Source organism: Streptomyces sp. AC558_RSS880, assembly GCF_019049255.1.
Taxonomy (GTDB): Bacteria; Actinomycetota; Actinomycetes; order Streptomycetales; family Streptomycetaceae; genus Streptomyces.
Genome location: NZ_JAGMUJ010000166.1, coordinates 39,004 through 57,501, shown reverse-complemented (window position 1 = coordinate 57,501; position 18,498 = coordinate 39,004). Strand labels below are relative to the sequence as shown.

The window sequence follows — 18,498 nt, the reverse complement described above, 5'->3', positions numbered from 1 at the left end:
GTTGTCGCATTCGGTGGTGCCGTTGGTGGGGGCGCCGTTGGAGGCGTTGGAGGAGGCGTTGCAGTCGTTGGCGGCGCGGTTGCTGACGATGGCGTCGGGGCCGGTGGTGGCGCGGCCGTCGGGGGTGGATTGGTCGCGGGTGGGTCAGGACGCGTTGTTCGGTGCGTTCGCGGGGTTGTTCGGTGAGGTGTTGGGGGGTGCCACGCGGGGGGTGGTGGACCGGGTGGAGAGGAAGGTGTTCAAGGAGCGGCTGGTTTTCGCGGTGCCGCTGCGGTCGGTGCATGCGGGTGTGGTGGAGGGGGGTGCGGAGTCTTTGGGGGGGATGTTCGCGGTGGGGGTGTTGGAGGGGCGGTGGGTGTTCAGTGTGCAGACGGCGGGTCAGGCGGGTTTGTCGGCGGTGACGGTGACGTTGGTGCTGGTGGGTGCGGTGGGGGTGGGCAAGGGGTTGCACAAGTGGGTGTTCGTTTCGGGTGGCGGCGGCTATGCCTCCGTTCGTGACGGTGTCGGTGCGGGTGCCGGTGTGGGTGCCGGTGCTGTGGGTGGGGTGAACGGGTTGGGGGTGCTGGAGAGGCTGCCGGGTGTGGGTGCGGGGCTGGAGCCGGCCGTGGCGGCCGGGTCCCTGCCGCCCGCCGCGGCCTTTGTCCCCCCGCCCACCGTCAGCCCCACCCCACCCCCCGCCGCGGCTGCCAGTGCCCTTCCGCCCTCCACCGTCAGCCCTCTCCCTCCTCCGACGGCACTTCCCGGGACGTCGCCCGCCGGGACCGCGCCGTTTCCGGCGTCCACGCCCGCCGTGCCCGCTCCGGTACCGGGCGCCGCCCCGGTGTCGACGCCGGTGTCGACACCGGCGTCGTCGGCGGTGCCGGTGGTACCGGTTGCCGGTTCTGCGTCATGGGCGGTGAGTGACACCGGTGTGGTGCCGGGGACACGGCCCGACGTGACGTCCGGTCAGGTGTCCATCGGCCGGGCGGCGGACACCGGCTCGGCGGCCGGTGCAGTGGCAGGCACGGTCGACGACGCGTTCACGGCCGACGCGGTATTCGTGGACGGCGACTTCTCGGACGACGCCGAGTCCGTCGTCTCGTCGGTGTGGGACAGCGACGTCAGCGACACGGCGTCGGTGACTTCCGTGGACACCGACTATTCCGAGCCGGAGCGTTCGGCCACCGCGCCGGACGTCTTCGCCGCTCTCACCGGCGACGGTGTTCCCGTCGGCGGCCGGGAAGGGGTCGCCGCGCCGGCCGCCGGGCCGGCACCGGGGGATACGGGTTTCGATGCGGTCGCCCTGCCGGTGCCGTCCGCCGCGCTCTCGCCGGACCTTCCCGCCGGGAACGGGAGTTTGTCCCCGGCGGGTTTCCGGGGTGCCGTGCCGTCTTCGGCTGCCTCGCCCGACGTGGTGGCCGGGCCGGCCGGGGATTTCGAGGACACCGCGCGGGACGGCGGGACGGGTTCTGTGCTGCCGGCCGCCGGGACGGTGGCCGGTGGCGGGGTTGTTCCGGTTCTCTCCTCCGACGCGCCCTCTGTCCAGGCGGTCTCCTCTGCGCAGGCGCCGTCCACCGGCGCAGTCACCGCCGGCACGCTTCCCGCCGACGTGTCTTCGTCCGACGCGCCCACCGTCCAGGCGCCCTCGTCCGACGGGCCGTCCGTCGGTGCTTCCCCGGCGCCCACCCCGTCGTCCAACGCGCCTGCCGCGCCTGCCGTGCCCGTCGTGTCGTCGCTGGTGCCACCGCCCGCCCAGGTGCCGTCGTCGGCGGAGGAGTCGGTGTTCGCGGCGTTGACCGGTGGTGAGGTGCTGCTTTCGACACCGTTGCCGGGCAGGAACGGTGCCGGGACGGGTGGTGGGCGGGCGTGGTTCTCCGAGCAGGACATGGAACGCCGGCGGGAGCATTACCGGCATCTGCCGGCGGTGCGGCACCAGGTGATCTGGGATCCGGTGGAGGGCCGGGAGGGGCCGCTGGAGGAACTGGAGGGGCCGGAGGCGGATTACACCGTCGCCCTGCACATCGGTCCGCGGGGTGTGGAACTGCCGTTGCCCGATGGCCGGACCGGGCTGACCGACGGACGCGGCCTGGGCCGGCTGCTGCGGCATCGGCCGAGTCTGGTGCGGTTGGGGCCTGGTGCCCGGGTGCGGTTGCTGGCCTGTGGTGGCGGGGCGCGGCCGGAGGGGGGAGATCCGCTGGAGCGGGTGCCGTTCGGGCAGGAAGCGGCCACGTCCAGTGGTTATGTGATAGACGCCTACACCGGTGAGGTGGCGTTGGTGGGGCCGTCGGCGGGCAGGCCGGCCCGGATCGGGATGGCGGACAGTCTGAAGGAGCCCGAGCACAAGGAGTTGGTCTTCTATCCGGAGCCGGGGCCGGTGGAGCTGGAGGCGCTGGCGCGGCGGGCGGGGCTGGCCCGGGGTGCCGACCGGCCGGCCGAGCGGGCGCGGCGCTGGCTGCGGGCGATCCGCCGGGAGGCGGGCGCGGACCTGGGCTGGGACTCCGCCCGCAAGGCGGAGCTCGAAACCCTCATGCGCGGGGCGATGGCCTGGGAGAACACCCGCCTGACCGGCAACACCGCCGACGCCGGCCCGCTCACCTCGCGGGAGCTGTCCCGGCTGCTGGAGCGGCACCGGGCCTCACACCCCGGTGACACCCTCACCGACGCCCTCACCCGCCTCGCCCGACCGGACACCGCGACCGTGTCCACGACCCCGTCACCCCCCGCTGGCCGTGCGGCGGCCGGGCACCTCACCCCCGCCCCGGTCCCGGCGGCCTCCGGGACCGCCGGGGACCGGTCGGGGAACGGCACCGTGATGCCCCGGACGCCGCCAGCGGTGACGGAGACGGCCCTCGCCGACCCGTCGCTCTTCAACTCGGGACGTGAGAGATACGCGGACTTCTCCGATTCGGATTCGGTGATCTCGGACACCGAAACGGTGATCTCGGACACCGACGGGGGTGGCGTTCACAGTGACGTGGAGGCGGTGGTCGACCAGCTCCTCGAAGACGAGGAGGAGCGGCCGCGGATGCTGTCCGCGGTGGGGGTGTTGCGCGGCCTGTTGCCGGACGGCCCGTTCGACATGGACCGGATGGACGAGGCGACCCGGCGGGTGCTGTCCCTGGACGAAAACTTCGACCTGGAGAGCGAGGAGTACGAGACGGTTCTGGACGTGGTCCAGGAGGCGGTGGGGGAGGGGCGGGCCGCGAGCCTGATGGAGCTGGCGGTGTTCTTCCTGGAACGCGGGGGCGCGCTGTCGGAGGCGACGCTGGTCCGGGACTCGGCGGGGCGGGTCGTGGGCCGCACCTGGCGGGAGGACCCGCCGGGTGCGGTGGACCTGGGCGTGGTGTCGCGGCTGAGCGTCGACATCAACGGGGACAAGCACGGTGCGCGGGGCAGCCGGAGGCAGGCTCCCTGGGCGGGACGGCCGGTCCGTCTGCTCCTGGCGGACGGCGACGCGGACCGGGTGAAGGTGAGGCTGGACGACGACAACGCCCATTGGGTGGACGGCTTGGTCCTGGCCGAACTGCTGCGGCGGGACCAGCAACAGGACCCGGGGTTCCCGCCGGACGCGGAGATTCTGCTGGCGCTGCCGGAAGCCGGCGCAGGGGGCGCCCTGCTGCCGCGGACCCTCGCCGGTGCGCTGGGGGCGCCGGTGTGGGCACCGAGCGCGGATCTGGCCCTGACCGACCCCGAAAACCCCGGCGCGCCGGTTCACCTCGCCCTGGCCAAGGACGATCCGGCAGTGACGCCATGGGGCAACTGGCTGCTCACGCCGCCCGGCCTCGGGCCGCTTCCCGAGCACGACAACATGGCCGGACAGTGGCTCAGGGACACCGATGACAACGAGGAGTGGGTGCCGGACGGAAAACTGCGCACCTATCCCGTGGTGCCCCATGAGAAAAGATCGGCGGACCACCGTTCCACTGGCCGGGCCTCGGTCGGCCCACAGGAGTGGAAGTTGTGGGAAGCGGTCGCTCCGATCACCGCCGCGGCGATGACGTACGTCTTCGCGGATCCGGTCACAAGGGCGCCCGTGGCCATCCGGCGCGCACCCTGGGCAGACCTGGTGGCCCAGGGCACACCCGTCTACGAGTTCATGGCGCACGGCGACCGCCACGGCCGTATCTTCTGGTCTCTGACGGACGGCCGTACGCTGCACGGTGACCCGTGGCAGGCGGGTGCCTGGATCAGTCGGCGTCCGAGTTTCATGGACCTGAACCGACGGGCACCCAAAGAACACCGGACCGTGGTGCTGCTGCAGCCCTGCTACCAAGGCGCGCTGCGGGCCGGTACGGCCGATCCGCTCCTGACGCCCGCTCCGGCACAGGAGCTCGCCAACGCGGTGGGGCACCGCGTGCTGGCCGCTCCCACCCCCGTCAGTGGCATCGACGTGGGGAAGTGGACGCATTCCTCCATCGACGCCGGGTTCGACGGGGCGCTGGACGAATGGCGGACGTTCGATCCCGAACCCAAGGGCGCGGAGCTGCGCGCTCTCGCGCAGGTGATGAAGGTGAAGCCGCCCGTACAGACACCGGAGGGGGCGGTGCCCGTACGGGCACTGGAGGGGGCGGTGCGGCCGGTGCCGTCGGCGCTGCGTCTGGTGCGGGCGCTGCGAAGGGCGTTCGGTCCGCTGGCGGAGCGCAACCGCGAATGGGTGGTGGGGATCGGGGCGCTGGAGCGGCTGCGGTGTGCCGTCCCGGAGCTGAGCGTCCACGGACCTTTCACCATGGACTTCTTCGACGCCGCCGCCGAGGCGTTCGCCCGTCACTACCAGGTGGCGCAGGGCACCGACCCGGTGGCACTGCGGCGGGGTCTGCTGAACGCCGCGACGCAGTGGGTGCGTTCACCGGATCTGACGGGTGCGAGGGCTCTCACCTCGTACATGCCGATGTCCTCGACGTCGCAGGAGTGGAGGGACACCGGCGGGGACGTGCTGACCCGGCTGGTCCTGCACCAGGGGCAGGGCGGGGCGCCGGGCGCCATGGCGGACACCGACCGGACGCGGGCCTTCTGGTCCCTGGTCCGCGCCCGAGCGGCCATCGTCGGCGCCGCGCAGACGTACGGTCCTGACCAGGTCGCCCGCGCGGCGCTGCACCTGGCCGACGACACGGTGGTGGACGCCTCCGTACAGCGGGATCTGTGGATACGGGCGTCGCAGGCGTACGCCCACGGCTATCCGGACGCCGGTCCGGCGGCGTGGGCGGGCTACGACCTGAAGCATCGTGGCGTACTCAAGGTGGCAGAGCTGATCCTGGCCGGCGACGGGACCCATAGGGGACTCTCCCTGGCGGGCACGGTGGTGCGCGAGCTGAACACCGAGGGAATCGCCGTCGGCGGGCCGGGCGCACTCCGGCCGACCGGTGTCCGGCTGTGGCGGCACTCCTTCACCGTCGTGGAGGTCGCCGACATCAGGGCCGACACCGTCGTCGTCCGTGCCCGGGGCGGCTCCATGAAGACCACCCACGAGGCCCTCGCCCACCTGATCGCCGCCGTCCTGAAGGGCGGTAAGGTCAAGGAGATCGTGCTGGTGGGACCGGTGGCGGACCGGCAGGGCGCGGAACGCCTCGCGCAGGCGACGGCGGATGTCACCGGCCGGATGGCGCACATCAACCAGGCCGGTTCGGCGCTGCTCGCGGACCGGGACGGCCGGCACATGATCACCGCGGCCGCCGGCGCCCAGGGCTCGCCGACGGCCGAGGGCGAGCCCTGGACGAGCCTGCTGCCCCGCCGCCCGCACTTCCACCCCCTGCGCATCACCCGGCTGGTCGTCATGCCCCGCAGGGTGGGCCCGGAGAGGAGCAGCCGGACCGGACAGGACCGCGGCTTCGACCGGCGTGACCTGCCCATCGAGATACACGGCGTCGAGGACCTGACGGTCGACGTGGAGTTCGGCCCGGGGACGGTGCCGGCCACGGAGCTGGAGGCCTTGTGGCAGCGGGTGGAGGAGGGCGTGGACGAGCTGTTCAACCGGCCCGGTCATCGCTTCCCCGACAGTAGCCGGCTGCATGTGACCGTGGAGCGGGTCGGGGCGGGTCAGGGCGCCCACCTGCGGGTGGAACCGGTCGGCCGTGATGACGGCCGGCCGACGACCCGGCACCGGTGGAGGGCCGACGCCCCGCCCGGCGAGCTGGCGGTGCAGATCGGCAGACAGCTGGGACTCGGCGACGGCGACACCTGGACGCCCGGCCCGGACGGGCTGACCCCGGCCGATCTGGACCGGCTGTGGAGCCTGATCGAGGGCGGAGCCGCGGTCGGCGCGGTGCGTGGAGAGGGACCGACAGCCACGGTCGTCACCGCCGACGTCCCGCGCCCCCCGGCTCTGGCGCGTGCCGGTGACGGTCGGGACGCGGTCACCGACACCGTGGGCGACGAGGAGGTGTCGGCGTTCGCCGACCCGTCGCAGTTCAACTCCGGGCGGGCGGTTCCGGCCGCCGCCACCACGACCGCCCGGACCACCACGGACGCCGGTCCCGGGGACGGCGTCTGGGCGGCCGAGCGGGTCCGCACGATGAGCGCCCACCGGGCGGCCGGTCCGCCGCTGCGGCCCACCGGGGGAGATGCCGGAGCGGCCGGGCGGCCTGCCGGGGTGCCCGCACCACCGGCACCGCGCGTCTACGTCTCCGAACCCGGCCGGTACGCCGAGCCGGTGCTGGTGCACCCGGGGCCGGACCTGGGGACCGGCCGGGGCGGGGAGGACGACGGCCCGGAGCCCGCGGTCGTTCCGCCCGCGGAACGGGCGGCGGCCGGGCCGCCGGGGAACGCCCGGGTGCTCACCGTCTCCGGCCCCGGGCCGGAGACGGTGTCCGGGGTCGCCGGGACTCCGGACGCGCCGCCGCCTTCGGCCACCGCCGCACCCGAGCCGTCACCGGCGCCCGAGGCCCCCTGGTACCTGAACGAGGGCGCGCTGGGCATCGCCTTCGTGGAGATGGCCGATCCGCCGCCCGGGCACCGGGCGACCCACTGGGCCCAGGAGATCACCGGCGCGCTGCGCCGCGCGGGCGGCGCCGGTGAGGCCCTGCTCGTCGGGCTCCGGCCCGCCCTGCGCGACCTGCTCCTGACCGGCGGTCCCCGGGAGTGGGACGAACTGCTCGCCAAGGGCCGGACGCTGGTGGTGGACGGCCGGCTGGTGTGGCTGCGTCCCCGGCCCGCCCGGCCACGCCCCCGGCCCGCCCCGGAGAAGGCGGAGGTGCGCGAGTACGCGGTGGGCTTCGCCGCCACCTCGACCGGGGGCGAGACGTCCCACGAGGTCGCGCACGGGCTGGAGGCGACGCTGCTCGGTGCGATCGGGGTCTCCTCCGGCTCCGCCGCCGCGATCCTGCCCGGCCTGCCGGCCGTGAGCGCGGGCACCTCGCGCAAACAGGTCCGCAAGTGGGGCCGCAGCGTCATCTCCAGCCGCAAACCGTTCATCGGGGCCACCACCGGTTTCGACGCCGATCTCCAGATCAGGATCTTCGTCGACGGCGAGGAACTCCCGCACGACGTCGTGACCCCCCGGACGCTGGTCCTCAACCTGCCCGCCGAGTACACCGCGCCCGGCGCGCCGCGCCCGGACGCCGCGGCGCCCCCGCCCGCTGCCCCCGCCACCGGGCCGGATCCCGGCGGACCCGCCCCGCGTCCCCCACGGGCGCACGTCGTCCTCAACGCCCTGGACACCACGGCGGCGGTCGCCGGGCTGATGCGCGCCCTGCGGGCCGCCCGGCTGCGCGCCGGGACCGTCCAGCAGATCATGGAACAGGTCCAGACCACCCTCAACGAGACGTCGGTGCTCAACCGGGGCCGCTGGCTGCTGACCTCCGGCGACCTCACCAACACCACGCGCGCCGGGGAGACCACCGAGAGGTCCTTCCGCGGGCACTTCCGGATCCGGGCGGAGATCGAGGCCGTGCAGTACCTCGGCACCACCGGCGGCGTCGGAGTCCGCGACGACCTGGGCGGCGGCCGGTCGGAACAGCGCAAGAAGGAGGGCCACAGCCGCGGCGGCCTGGGCTTCTTCTTCAGTGTGCTGGGCCTGACCGAGGGAGGCGGCCACCCGGCGTCCGGTGACGGGACACCGGGGCACGGCGCGTCCGGCCACCCGGGAGGCGGACACACCCGGCAGGGCGTCTTCCCGGCATTCGGCCTGCGCGGCATGTCGGAACGTTCCGACGGCCACGGCCTGACCGCGCAGACCTCCTCGCACACCGTACTGACCACCAGGACCGAACAGGCCCGGTACCGCACCAGGCTGCGGCTGACGGTGACCACCGAGTCGCCCACGCACACGATTCCCCCGGTCACCGTCACCGTCCCCGGCGAGCTCGGGATGCCGCAGCCGCAGGCGGCCGGGTTCGAACACCACCTGCTGGGCGCGCCGGCCCTCCCGGGCCCGCCGCGTCCGCGTCAGGACCAGCAGCGGCCCTCACTCCCGCAGGCGTCGCCGCCCGGACCGGTGGACGCCCACCCGTGGGTGCGGGCCCTGCTGCGCGCCTCCGGCACGGACCCGGTACGCGTGACCACCCGCCCGGCGCGGCTGGACGCCCCGCTGTCGCCGCCGCACCCCCGCGAACCGCTCGCCCTGGCCCTGCGGCGGGGGCAGGGCTTCGGCATGCTCGTCGGCCTGCCGGGCTCGGAGCTGGTGCTGGAGCAGCTCCGCTGGGCGATCGGCAAGGACCTCGGTCCCCGGGCCCGGCACGCCGACTGGGCGACGACGGACCGGGACCTCGCCCAGTTCTTCGGCACCCCGGCGCTGGAGGGCGATCTGCCGGGACTGCTGCGCGGCTTCACCCGGGAGGTCACCGTGGACGGCCGCCGCTACCGCGTCGGGGTCCGCGCCCATCTGCGGGAGCGGCACGACGACCCGGCCGGCCTGCCGGCGGCGTACCCGAGGACCATCAACGCGCGGCTGATCAGCGAACGCACGGCCGCAGGTCACCGCAAGCAGAAGTGGTCCCTGGAACTCGGCGGCGGCGGCGCGGCCCGCCTCGGCTTCCGCCACTGGCTGCGGCTCCAGCTCGGCGCCTTCCGGGTGACGGGGAGCGGCGGCCGGGCCGTCAAGCACGAGCTGTCCGGCACCGCCAAGGCCTACCGCCGCACCGAGACCGTCGGCCCGGTGGACACGCACACCTACGACATCGTCTACGAACTGTCGCTGAGCCGGCCCGACCGCGACGGCCCGGGGACGGCGGACGAGTGGTGGATCGACCGCCCCGGTGAACTGGTCGCCCTGGTCGACGTACCGCACGTGCACGTCCCCGCCGTCCCGCCCACCCCCGCGCGGCTCGCCGCCGCGGGGTCGCACCACATCGGCGCCACACCGCCGCAGGACGGCCTGCGGCGGGTCGACTTCGCGCGCGGCGGTACCTCGGGGATCTATCCCGTCTTCCTCGACATCCCCGAACTGCCCCGGCTGGCGGCGTATCTGCACGCCCTGCTGGGCGGGATGGCGCCGCAGCGGGCCCGGGAGTGGGCCGCCGACTGGCGGAACTGGCCGGACGCGCTGCGCGACGGCACGACGGCCACCGAACTCGCCGCCGAGATCGCCGACCTGGCCGACACGGAGGGCGGCCACGTGATCGACCTGCCTGAGCGCGACGGGTTCAAGCAGGCGATCCGGCTGCGGCTGACCGCCGTACGGCCCGACGACCTCGGGCCGGCCGCCGGCGAGGCGGAGATCGAGCACTACCTCCAGGCCGGCGGCTTCCACGAGACCGGCACCGACACCCACTGGGGCGTCGGACTGTCCGGGCTGGCAGGCCCGCAACTGCGGATCGGCAGCCGGCCGGCCGCCCATGAGTCCGGCGGGGGCTCCGGCACCGCCGCCGCACACGACGACGGGCACGCGGGCCCGGCCGGCCGCCTGACGTTCTTCTTCCCCTTCGGCTACCGGCGCGGCTGGTCCGAGGACCGCAAGCGCAAGCTCGGCAACGTCATGATCACCCGGGCCACCTACGGGGGAACCACGCACACCGTGCGGGCCACCCCGGTCTTCGAGGTCACCGCCGTGCGCTGGCGGGGACGCAGGCGCGAGGAGAAGACCCGTTACCTGGCGGTCACCGACGCCCTCGACCTGCTGGTACCGGAACGCCGGATGACGGACCTGCTCCCGCCGGTGACCGACGGCCCGGCGGACACCGGGCCCGGGGCCGGTGCGGAGCCCCCGGCGGCCCCGGAGGCACCGGAGGCGGTGCCCGGGGACCCGTCGGCCCCGGAGCCGTCGCCCGCCGGCCCGTCGGTCCCGGCCGTGCCCGCCCCCCGCCCGCCCGAGGCGCGTACCGTCCCCCACCCGGCCATGCTCACGGGCGTCGCGCATCCCGAACTGCTGCGCGCGGACCAGGTGCTGGACGGGATCCGCGCCATGCTCCGCGCCCGTGGCGTGCTGCGGGACGACCCGGCGGGCGACCGGCCCGACCTGCTGACCCGCACGCTGCGCGGCAGTTACGCCTCGCACCGGCTGGAGGCCCAGCACCCCCTGCTGATCACCTCGGGGGTGCGGCGCTGGCTGCCGGTGCCCGGCCTGTTCGGCTCCACCGGCTACCTGTGGATCAACGTCACCGGTGTCCACCTCCCGCAGACCGGCGACCGGCCGCGCCCCGACGTGGCCCTGACCCTGCGCAGCGAGGGGGTGCTCAAGGAGGAGACGGGGACCTCGTCCGACACGGAGGGGAGCATCGGTTTCGACCTCCGGGCGCAGGCCGTCACGTCCGGCCACCGGCACGTCGGCGGCGAACTGGCCGCGGGGTACCGGAGGAAGTCCGGCCGGGGCACGGCGGACGAGCACGACGTCAAGGACATCCAGCGCACCTCCACCAAGGGAACCGCCCACGAACTCACCCTGCCGATGCGGTTCCGGATCGAGATGGGCATGAGCAGCGAGCCGCCGGCGCTGGTCGAGGCGCCGGTCCGCTGGACCAAGCGGGCGCTGCTGACGGCCGGCCGGATGCTCGGCACCGACGGCGTCGAACGCCTGTGGTACGCGGCCCGCCCCTGGGTCTGGTACGCGGACAGCGACGCCGACGGCGGTCCCCGCGTCGAGGGCGACGTACGCCTGCTGGTCCCCGCCGAACTGACGGTGCCGACGGACCGGGCCGCCCCGGTGCCGGATCCACGCCGTCCGTACGGCATCCCACGCCTGCTGCCCGGCGACGGCACCACCCCGGCCGCGGCCCCGATGCGGCACGTCCCCCGGGCACTGGCCGACGCCCTGCACCCCTGGGCGGTCCCCGCCGCCACGGTGGCCGCCCACTGGATCCCCCTGGCCGCCCGCCACCGCTCCGGGTACACCGCTTCCGGCCCGGCCGCCGAAGGGCCCCCGGCGCCCCCGCCCGGACCGGTCCCCGGCACCCTGCCCGAACTGCTGTACCGGCACTACACCGGCGAGGGCATGCTGCGGGCGAACATAGGCGACCTGCTGGCCGGCAGGTACGTGGTGCCGGTCGGGGACACCACCGTCGTCGTGGGTCTCGAACCCACCGCCGCACATCCTCTGATCCCGGGTCAGGAGGGCACGGGGAAGTACAAGGCCCGGCGGTACCGCCAGGACGAGCACGCCGTCAAGGCGAGCGGGGAACGCTCCTCCGGCTGGCATCTCGCGCTGGGCCCGGAGGGCGGCGCCGCCCACGGCGACGTCCGGATGACCGAGCGGGCGCCGTTCGAACTGATCGGCGTGGAGGACGGGGAGAAGCACGAGAGCAAACTCGGCGAGACCCATGAGAGCAACAAGGAGAGCGTGCGCCGCTTCCGCCACTACCGCGTCGACGCCCGCCTGGTGATCGCCGGGCCCGGCGGCACCCTCAGCGTGGACGTCCCGCACGCGCTGTACGCCAAACTCCCGCTCGCCCCGGACGGCGAGACCCTCGCCGACGGCGTGGCGGACGCGGCGCCCGAGCTGTTCGCCGAGGACGGCGACGCCGGTCCGGCGGTCCTGGCTCCGCCGCCCCCGGTGGCGCAGGGCGAGGAGCGGTCGGGGGAAGCGGAGCGGACGTCCGAAACACGGGAAGGGGACATCAGGGGCTCCGGGGGTACAGGGGAACCCGGGTGGCCCGCGGGAGGGACCGGCGGACCGTACGACGGAGCGCAGAGCGGAGACGGCGACGCCGCCGAACCGTACGTCGGGGGCCACGGCGAGGGGGACGACCCGGCGGCGGCGCTGCTGGTGGCGGTGGCCCGCGGCGAACCGGGGCTGCTGACCGCGGAGGTGGGCCGGGAACTCGGCATGGACCCGGCCGCGCCCGTCCCCCCGGACCCCGGGGCGCTGCGGGCGTGGGCCGGCGGAGTGATCACCGACGCGGACGTACCGGCCGGGGCGGAACCGCTTGCGGACGGCGGCCCGGTGACTCTCGACGAACTCCGGGCGGCGGGTGTGCCGTTCGACCGGCGCGTGGAGGTGCAGGCGGTCCTCACGGGCGGGAGTGTGGCGGTCGGTTCCGATGTCCCGCTGACCATCGCGCAGCGGTACTGGCTGCAGGTGTGCCGGCAGGGCGGTCCGGCCGGTGAGACGGTGGCGGGCCTGCTCGGCCGCAGGCTCGGCTGCCGGGTCGTGTTCGCCGGGCGTGAAGGGGCCGGTCCGCGGGCGCCGGGGGCGTCGTCCGGCCTCACGGTGCTGCTGACCCCGGCCGGCGACCGCTGGCGGGCGGTGGTGGTACGGGACGTGGAGGCGGTCACCCCCGGACCGCTTGCCACGTCCGCCGGGACCCCCCGACCGCTCCCGACGATCACCCGGCCCATGCCCCCCGTCGCGACCTCGTGACCAGGCCCGTCGCGATCCCGGCCCCCGCCGGGACGGCGGCCCCGCGTCGTGATCCCGCGCTCGCGGTGTTTCCCCGGCGCGGGGCGCTCGCCGGGGAAACACCGCGAGCGCCGTGAACCGATCCGGTTCCCTCGTCGTAGACGGGATGGGGGCGGCACTCCGTGAGCGGCGCAGTGCCCCCGTCCGATGGCCCGTGCGGGCCGGAGGCGGCGCCGGGCCGCTGCACTCCCCCTTGTGCCCGAGCCGTTCCTCACGGCCCGTGCCGGTCCCCCGTCTTCCGTCCGTTCCCGCCATGGTGCCCGGCGCACCACCGGGGAGCACCGGCGCACCACCGGGGAGCAGGTGACGCTCCGGGGGAGGGACGGCGGAGGCGGGAGGTTCCGGGCCGGGCGACCAGGGCGGCTCGGGACCCGCCGAGCGAGTTGAGGCCCGTGAGGAGACGATGAGCGAGCAGACCACCGGCGCGGTGCGAGGACGGCGGCCGGCGGCTGCACGGGGGAGAGCGACGCATGTGCCGGTGGGCCACCCTCTTCTCCCGGCGCGGCGGCGGCGCGCCGGCACGTGACACCGCGGACGGCCGTGCCGGGCGGCCGTCCGGCACGGCTCCGCTCGAGGAGGTCGACGGCGTGGTGCTGCTGCGTGGCCTTGTCGACGTCAGACGACAGCAGTTGTCGACGACCTCGGGATGCCCTCACCGGGCTCGGATCTCGATGTCGACGAGAGCGGGAGGCATCCACCGACACTCGGCAACGGCAGGACGACGGCCGCCACCTGCGCCTGTAGCCAGCGCTTTTGTCCCGAGCCGCGTCCGAGCGGCACACGGCGTTTCGCCGGCCGGCACCGAGCTGCGGTCCGAAGCCATCGATACTCGACGCGGGCAACGCCTCCCGAACTGCCCGAGAAACGCTGCTCCTCGTCATCGACAGAGCCAGAGCGCCAGATCGCCGACATCGACAAGAAGTACGACGACCTCGGGATGGACAGCCGTGTGCACGGCACCCCCGTGGTCTGCCCCACGGCCCTGGCGGCGGCTCCGGCCACCGCGGCTGCTCCGGTGACTCCGGCGGCGGTGTCCTGAGGCGGTGTCCTGACGCGGGGCGGGGCGGTGGGAGGGCTCGCCTCCCGGCGGACGGGCGTGACCGGTCCCCTCCCCTGAGGCGGGGACGGGACCGGCCGCGGCTCACCCGATGAAGGGCTCGATGTACTCCCAGTTCTCGCGAACCAGCCTGATCCCGGCGGCGTCGAGCCGCACGGCGGCGTCCCGTACTGCCCCTCCCCGGCCGGGCCGCCGGCGCAGGGGCAGGGGCGGCCCCGGGGCTGCCGACAGGGGGCCTCCTCGCGGCTGTCGTCCCGCGCGTCGCGGGACCGGCCGGCACTCGGCGTCCCGCCGGACCGGTCGCCCCGTCCCAGGACCGGAACACGTCGGCTGAAAACGTCAAGCAGGGACATCTGTCCTCCCCGTCGTCCGTCGGCGGAGGCGGGAGAGGGCGCGCTGTTCAGGGCCCTCCCGGCGGGCGCGCGTGATCCCTCTCCGCACCCGTGGCGCGGGACGGGGGTCAGCTGAAGGAGACGGAAGCGGGGCGGGGCGCGGACCGCCCCGCGCGCTGCGACGGCACGGCCGGCCCGAGGTCCGGGACCACCACGTCCGCGGATACGGTGAGGGGCCCGCGGCGGCAGGAGGGCAGCGCGGTCCGGACCCGGAACACCGGGCGCTCGTTCCCGGCGCGGCCACACCCGCAGGACCTGGACGTGGCTCCATCATGCCCCGGCCCTCCTTCCGGCGGAGGGATTATGTTCGGCCCTGTGGGCGGGTGGGGGAAGCGGAGCGGGGTCCCGCGGCCTGAGCCGCGGGACCCCGCTTCTTCGGTGCCGTGTCCCGAACGCGTGGACGCGTCAGAGGATATGCAGGCTGGTCATGGTCGTACCGGGTTCGACCACCCTCTTGGTCTTCCACTTCCCCACGATCTCGGTGCCCACGTTCGTCCTGAAGATGACGTTGTTGTTGCCGGTCGAGACCCGGTAGACCTCGGGGATGTTGACGTTCATGGAGCCCGCGTTGGCGTAGCAGACCGAGCTCCCCCCGTTGTAGTACTCGATCTTGACCAGGTCGTTCCGGTCGCCGCAGGGCGCCGTGTTGATCGCGGCGGCGGTGCTGACGGGGAGGCTGACCGCGAGAGCCGCGGTCGAGCCGGCCGCGACCAGGACTCGCTTGAGCGAGCGCTTCATGTGAATGTCCTTCATCCAGTCTGTGCAGTTCGGGCGGTGAGTGGCCGAAGCCGCTGCCCATCTCGTAGGACGAAGGCCCCCACCTGAGGGTTCACCCGTCGTCGCATTACTTTTGACGGGGCTCCGACAGGCAACCGGAAAAGTGGACGAAAGCCTTCCGGTGCCGCGCGGAGGAGCCGCCCGGGGGCGGCCCGGGTACGTACGGTGAGGGCGCGATGGCGGATCCGTGCGGTGCGCGGCACCCCGCCGCGAACCGAAACACCCCCGAAACCGTTCTTCCTGACAGTTCCGGAACTCCCGCACGGGCCCGGCCGACCGGCCGGCCGCGGGAGCCGTTGCCACACCACTGCACCGCGGCGGACGACAGGGGGAGGCATGACTCGTTTCGCGGAGAAGGAACGGTGGCGGCGTGCGGCGGCGGTGGGCGCTGGCGGCCGGACTGCTGGTGGCGGCGTCCGTTTTACCGAATGCTGTCGTGTATGACATGTCGCTGATCTGGCAGTCCAGGTGCCGTACGTGTGCGTCATGTTCGGAGTGCCGTCATAGGACGGGCTTTGGGCATGCGAACTCCCGGATAGCGTCAGTATGTGGCGGGCCTGTCGCCGACGGGCTGAACGGGGTGCAACGGGAGTCGGGGCGAGGGCTGGGCTCGGCAGCGCTACGACCACCGGCAGCGGGAGACGCCATGCTGTCAGGGCGCACGCAGCAGGACACCGCCCAGGCCACCAGCCGCCCCGGCCGCTGGCTCCACTTCCCTTCGATTCGATGTCGAGGCAGTCCTTCCGGGGCCTGATCGGTATGGCGCGCGAGGTCACCCAGCTCTCCCCCCCCGGGCCGGGCAGCCGGACAGTTCTACCAGGGGGCGTTGCTGTGGCCAGCCGACGAGCCCTGGTCGATGTGCGCCGATCCGGACCACTACAAGCCGCTCGACGCGTCCGTAGGGCCGGAGCCGGTCACGATGATCCCGGTAGTCCAGCTGTATGCAGGGGATGTGCCCGGCCTTGACTTCCCCGTGGCACCGACCTGTTGCAGATCCTGTGGTGCCCGCTCGTTCAGGAGGACGACCAGTACGCGGCCAGTCTCCGGCTCCGTTGGCGCAGCACGGCGCTGACGGCCGCCGCCATTGCCGGGGAACAGCTTCGCCCGCATACCGCGCCAGGAGGGCTACCTGCCTCGCCCGTGGGCTGTGGGTCGTCCTGAGCTGGGGATGCCGGCGCCGGACGCTGTTTCTGTCACTCGGCTGCAGAGCAGCCGTGTTGGCATGCCACTTGGTTGTGAGGGCGCGGCGTGATGGCTACGCCGTTACACGGGATGTTGCCTTGTTTGGAGAGCGGGCTCATCGTTGCCAAAAGCCAGTTGAGGGGGTGTCCTCGGTAAGGAAGGGTCTGTGGTCATGGAGTTCTTCTGCTACCACCGTGATCGGCCTGGCTCCCTCGCGTTACGCGAGGAGTTGCTGGAGGAGCATTGGTCCTACATGGACCGGTACGCGAAAGAGCTGATCGCTCGCGGCCCGACCTTCGCCGATGACGGTGAAACACCCACCGGCAGCGTGCACATCGTCGACCTGCCCGATCCCGCCGCCGCCCGCGCGTTCGCCTTCGATGAGCCCAACTACCAGGCCGGCGCGTACCGGGACGTGCTGCTGCGCCGCTGGCGCAACGTGCTGGGGCGCACCATGTGGGATTTCCCCGGTGGCCCAAGCGGTGGCAACCGCTACCTGGTGCTCGGCCTCGGCGAGGGCCCGGCCGCCGGCCTTGCCCTGCCGCCCGACCAGGACGAACTGGTCGCGTACGGGCCGCTGCTGTCCGACGACGGCGACACCTGGCTGGGTACGGCGGTGCTGCTCAGGGCCCCGGATCCGGACACGGCACGAGCCCTCCTGAATCCGGACCGGTATGCGGACATCGAGGTCTACCACTGGGAGTTCGGCGGGCGCCGGTGAGCCACGAAGGCACCGGGTTGATGTCATCCCCGGACCACATCGACCTGGGACAGGAGCGGTGACAGTGGCGATGCGGGCGGTTCCGCTGGTGGGCGGGCAGCCCGGACTACCGGGCCATGGCCGCCCAGGGTCACGTCCGCTGGAGTGGTGTATCGACGGCCACTCGGTGATCTCGTTTGAGGCTGTGCGGTGAGTTCGGTGGGCGGGGTGGTGTCGTCGGTTTCTGACTCGATCGGGTGGAGTCGGGCCTTGGCGAGGAGGTCGCGGCCCATGTAGCGGCGGGCTTCGGTCCACTCGTCGTTCTGTTCGGCCAGGACCGCGCCGACGAGGCGGATGACGGCGGTGCGGTCGGGGAAGATGCCGACCACGTCGGTGCGGCGGCGGATCTCCTTGTTCAGCCGCTCCTGTGGGTTGTTCGACCAGATCTGCCGCCAGATCTCCCACGGGAAGGCGGTGAAGGCCAGCAGGTCGTGCTGAGCGGCGTCCAAGTGGGCTGCCGCTTTGGGAAACTTGGCCTCCAGGGCGTCCAGGACGTGTGCCATCTGGGCCTTCACCGCGTCGGTGTCGGGCTGTTCGAAGACCGTCCGCAACAGGGTCGCCACCCACGGCTGGGCCGACTTCGGCACCTGGCTCAGCAAGTTCCTCGCGATGGGGGTACCGCCCGCGCCCGTTCAGGGCGTGGGGGAGGGTGCGACAGCGCTGCCAGGAGGCGCCGGGCAGCACCGCGCCGATCGCGTCGACGAGGCCGACGTGGGCGTCGGAGATGACGAGTTGGACGCCGGACAGGCCGCGGGCGATCAGGGAACGCAGGAAGGCCAGCCGGCCGGGCGCCGTCCTCGGCGGTGGCGACGTCGATGCCGAGGATCTCGCGGTGTCCGTCGGCGTTGACGCCGACCGCGATCAGGGCGTGGACGTTGACGATGCGACCGCCCTCGCGGACCTTCTGCGTGAGCGCGTCGACCCGGACGAACGAGTACGGACCGGCGTCCAGGGGCCGGTTGCGGAAGGCGGCGACCTGCTCGTCCAGGTGCTTGGCCATCGCACTGACCTGGGACTTCGACAGCTGCGTCACCCCGAGGGACTCGGCGAGCTTCTCCACTTGGCGAGTGGAGACGCCGAGGAGGTAGGCGGTGGCGACCACCGAGATCAGGGCCTGTTCGGCCCGGCGGCGGCGTTCCAGGAGCCAGTGCGGGAAGTAGCTGCCCTGCCTCAGCTTGGGAACGGCGAGTTCGACGGTCCCGGCGCGGGTGTCCCACTCGCGCGGACGGTAGCCGTTGCGATGGTTGACGCGTTCCTCGCTGACCTGCCCGTACTCGGCGTTGCAGAGGGCGTCGGCCTCCGCCGACATGAGCGCGTCGGCGAACGTCTTGACCATCGCGCGCAGCAGATCCGGACTCGCCGAGGCGAGATTGTCTTCCGCGAGGGTGTGCAGGGGCAGACTGTCGGGTGCGGTCATCGTGCTGATCTCCTTCGAAGACTTGGTCGTCTTGAAAGATCAGCCGGTGGCCGTTCTCATATCCGGACACTCACTCCGACGCCGAGCCAAACGCCCGGATCAGGTGGGAACCCGTACACCACTTCCCAGGACGCAACCCATCGCCCACAGACAAGTCAGCAGCCGAGTTCG

Annotated in this window: 3 protein-coding genes and 1 pseudogene; 2 read left to right on the top strand and 2 right to left on the bottom strand. The window is 73.5% G+C overall.

All coding sequences use genetic code 11. The features are described 5' to 3' along the window. The first annotated feature begins 895 nt into the window (after positions 1 to 895). The gene (locus tag KUM38_RS38945; protein ID WP_217136883.1) at positions 896 to 12,703 is read left to right on the top strand and encodes a lonely Cys domain-containing protein; all 11,808 of its coding nucleotides are present in this window, start codon (positions 896 to 898) and stop codon (positions 12,701 to 12,703) included. A gap of 1,893 nt (positions 12,704 to 14,596) precedes the next feature. Here the strand turns inward: KUM38_RS38945 and KUM38_RS38940 are convergent. Next, positions 14,597 to 14,929 carry a beta/gamma crystallin domain-containing protein gene (locus KUM38_RS38940; RefSeq protein WP_217136882.1) on the bottom strand — a complete coding sequence of 111 codons (333 nt, stop codon included), beginning with the start codon at positions 14,927 to 14,929 and terminating at the stop codon, positions 14,597 to 14,599. Positions 14,930 to 16,322: 1,393 nt separating this feature from the next. On the opposite strand from KUM38_RS38940, the gene KUM38_RS38935 reads away from it, so the two are divergent. Beyond that, positions 16,323 to 16,871, top strand: coding sequence for a YciI family protein (locus tag KUM38_RS38935; RefSeq protein WP_217136885.1), 549 nt, complete (start codon positions 16,323 to 16,325; stop codon positions 16,869 to 16,871). Positions 16,872 to 17,053: 182 nt separating this feature from the next. Here the strand turns inward: KUM38_RS38935 and KUM38_RS38930 are convergent. Then, a pseudogene (locus KUM38_RS38930) lies at positions 17,054 to 18,327 on the bottom strand (IS256 family transposase); the annotation flags it as partial. Positions 18,328 to 18,498: the final 171 nt, after the last annotated feature.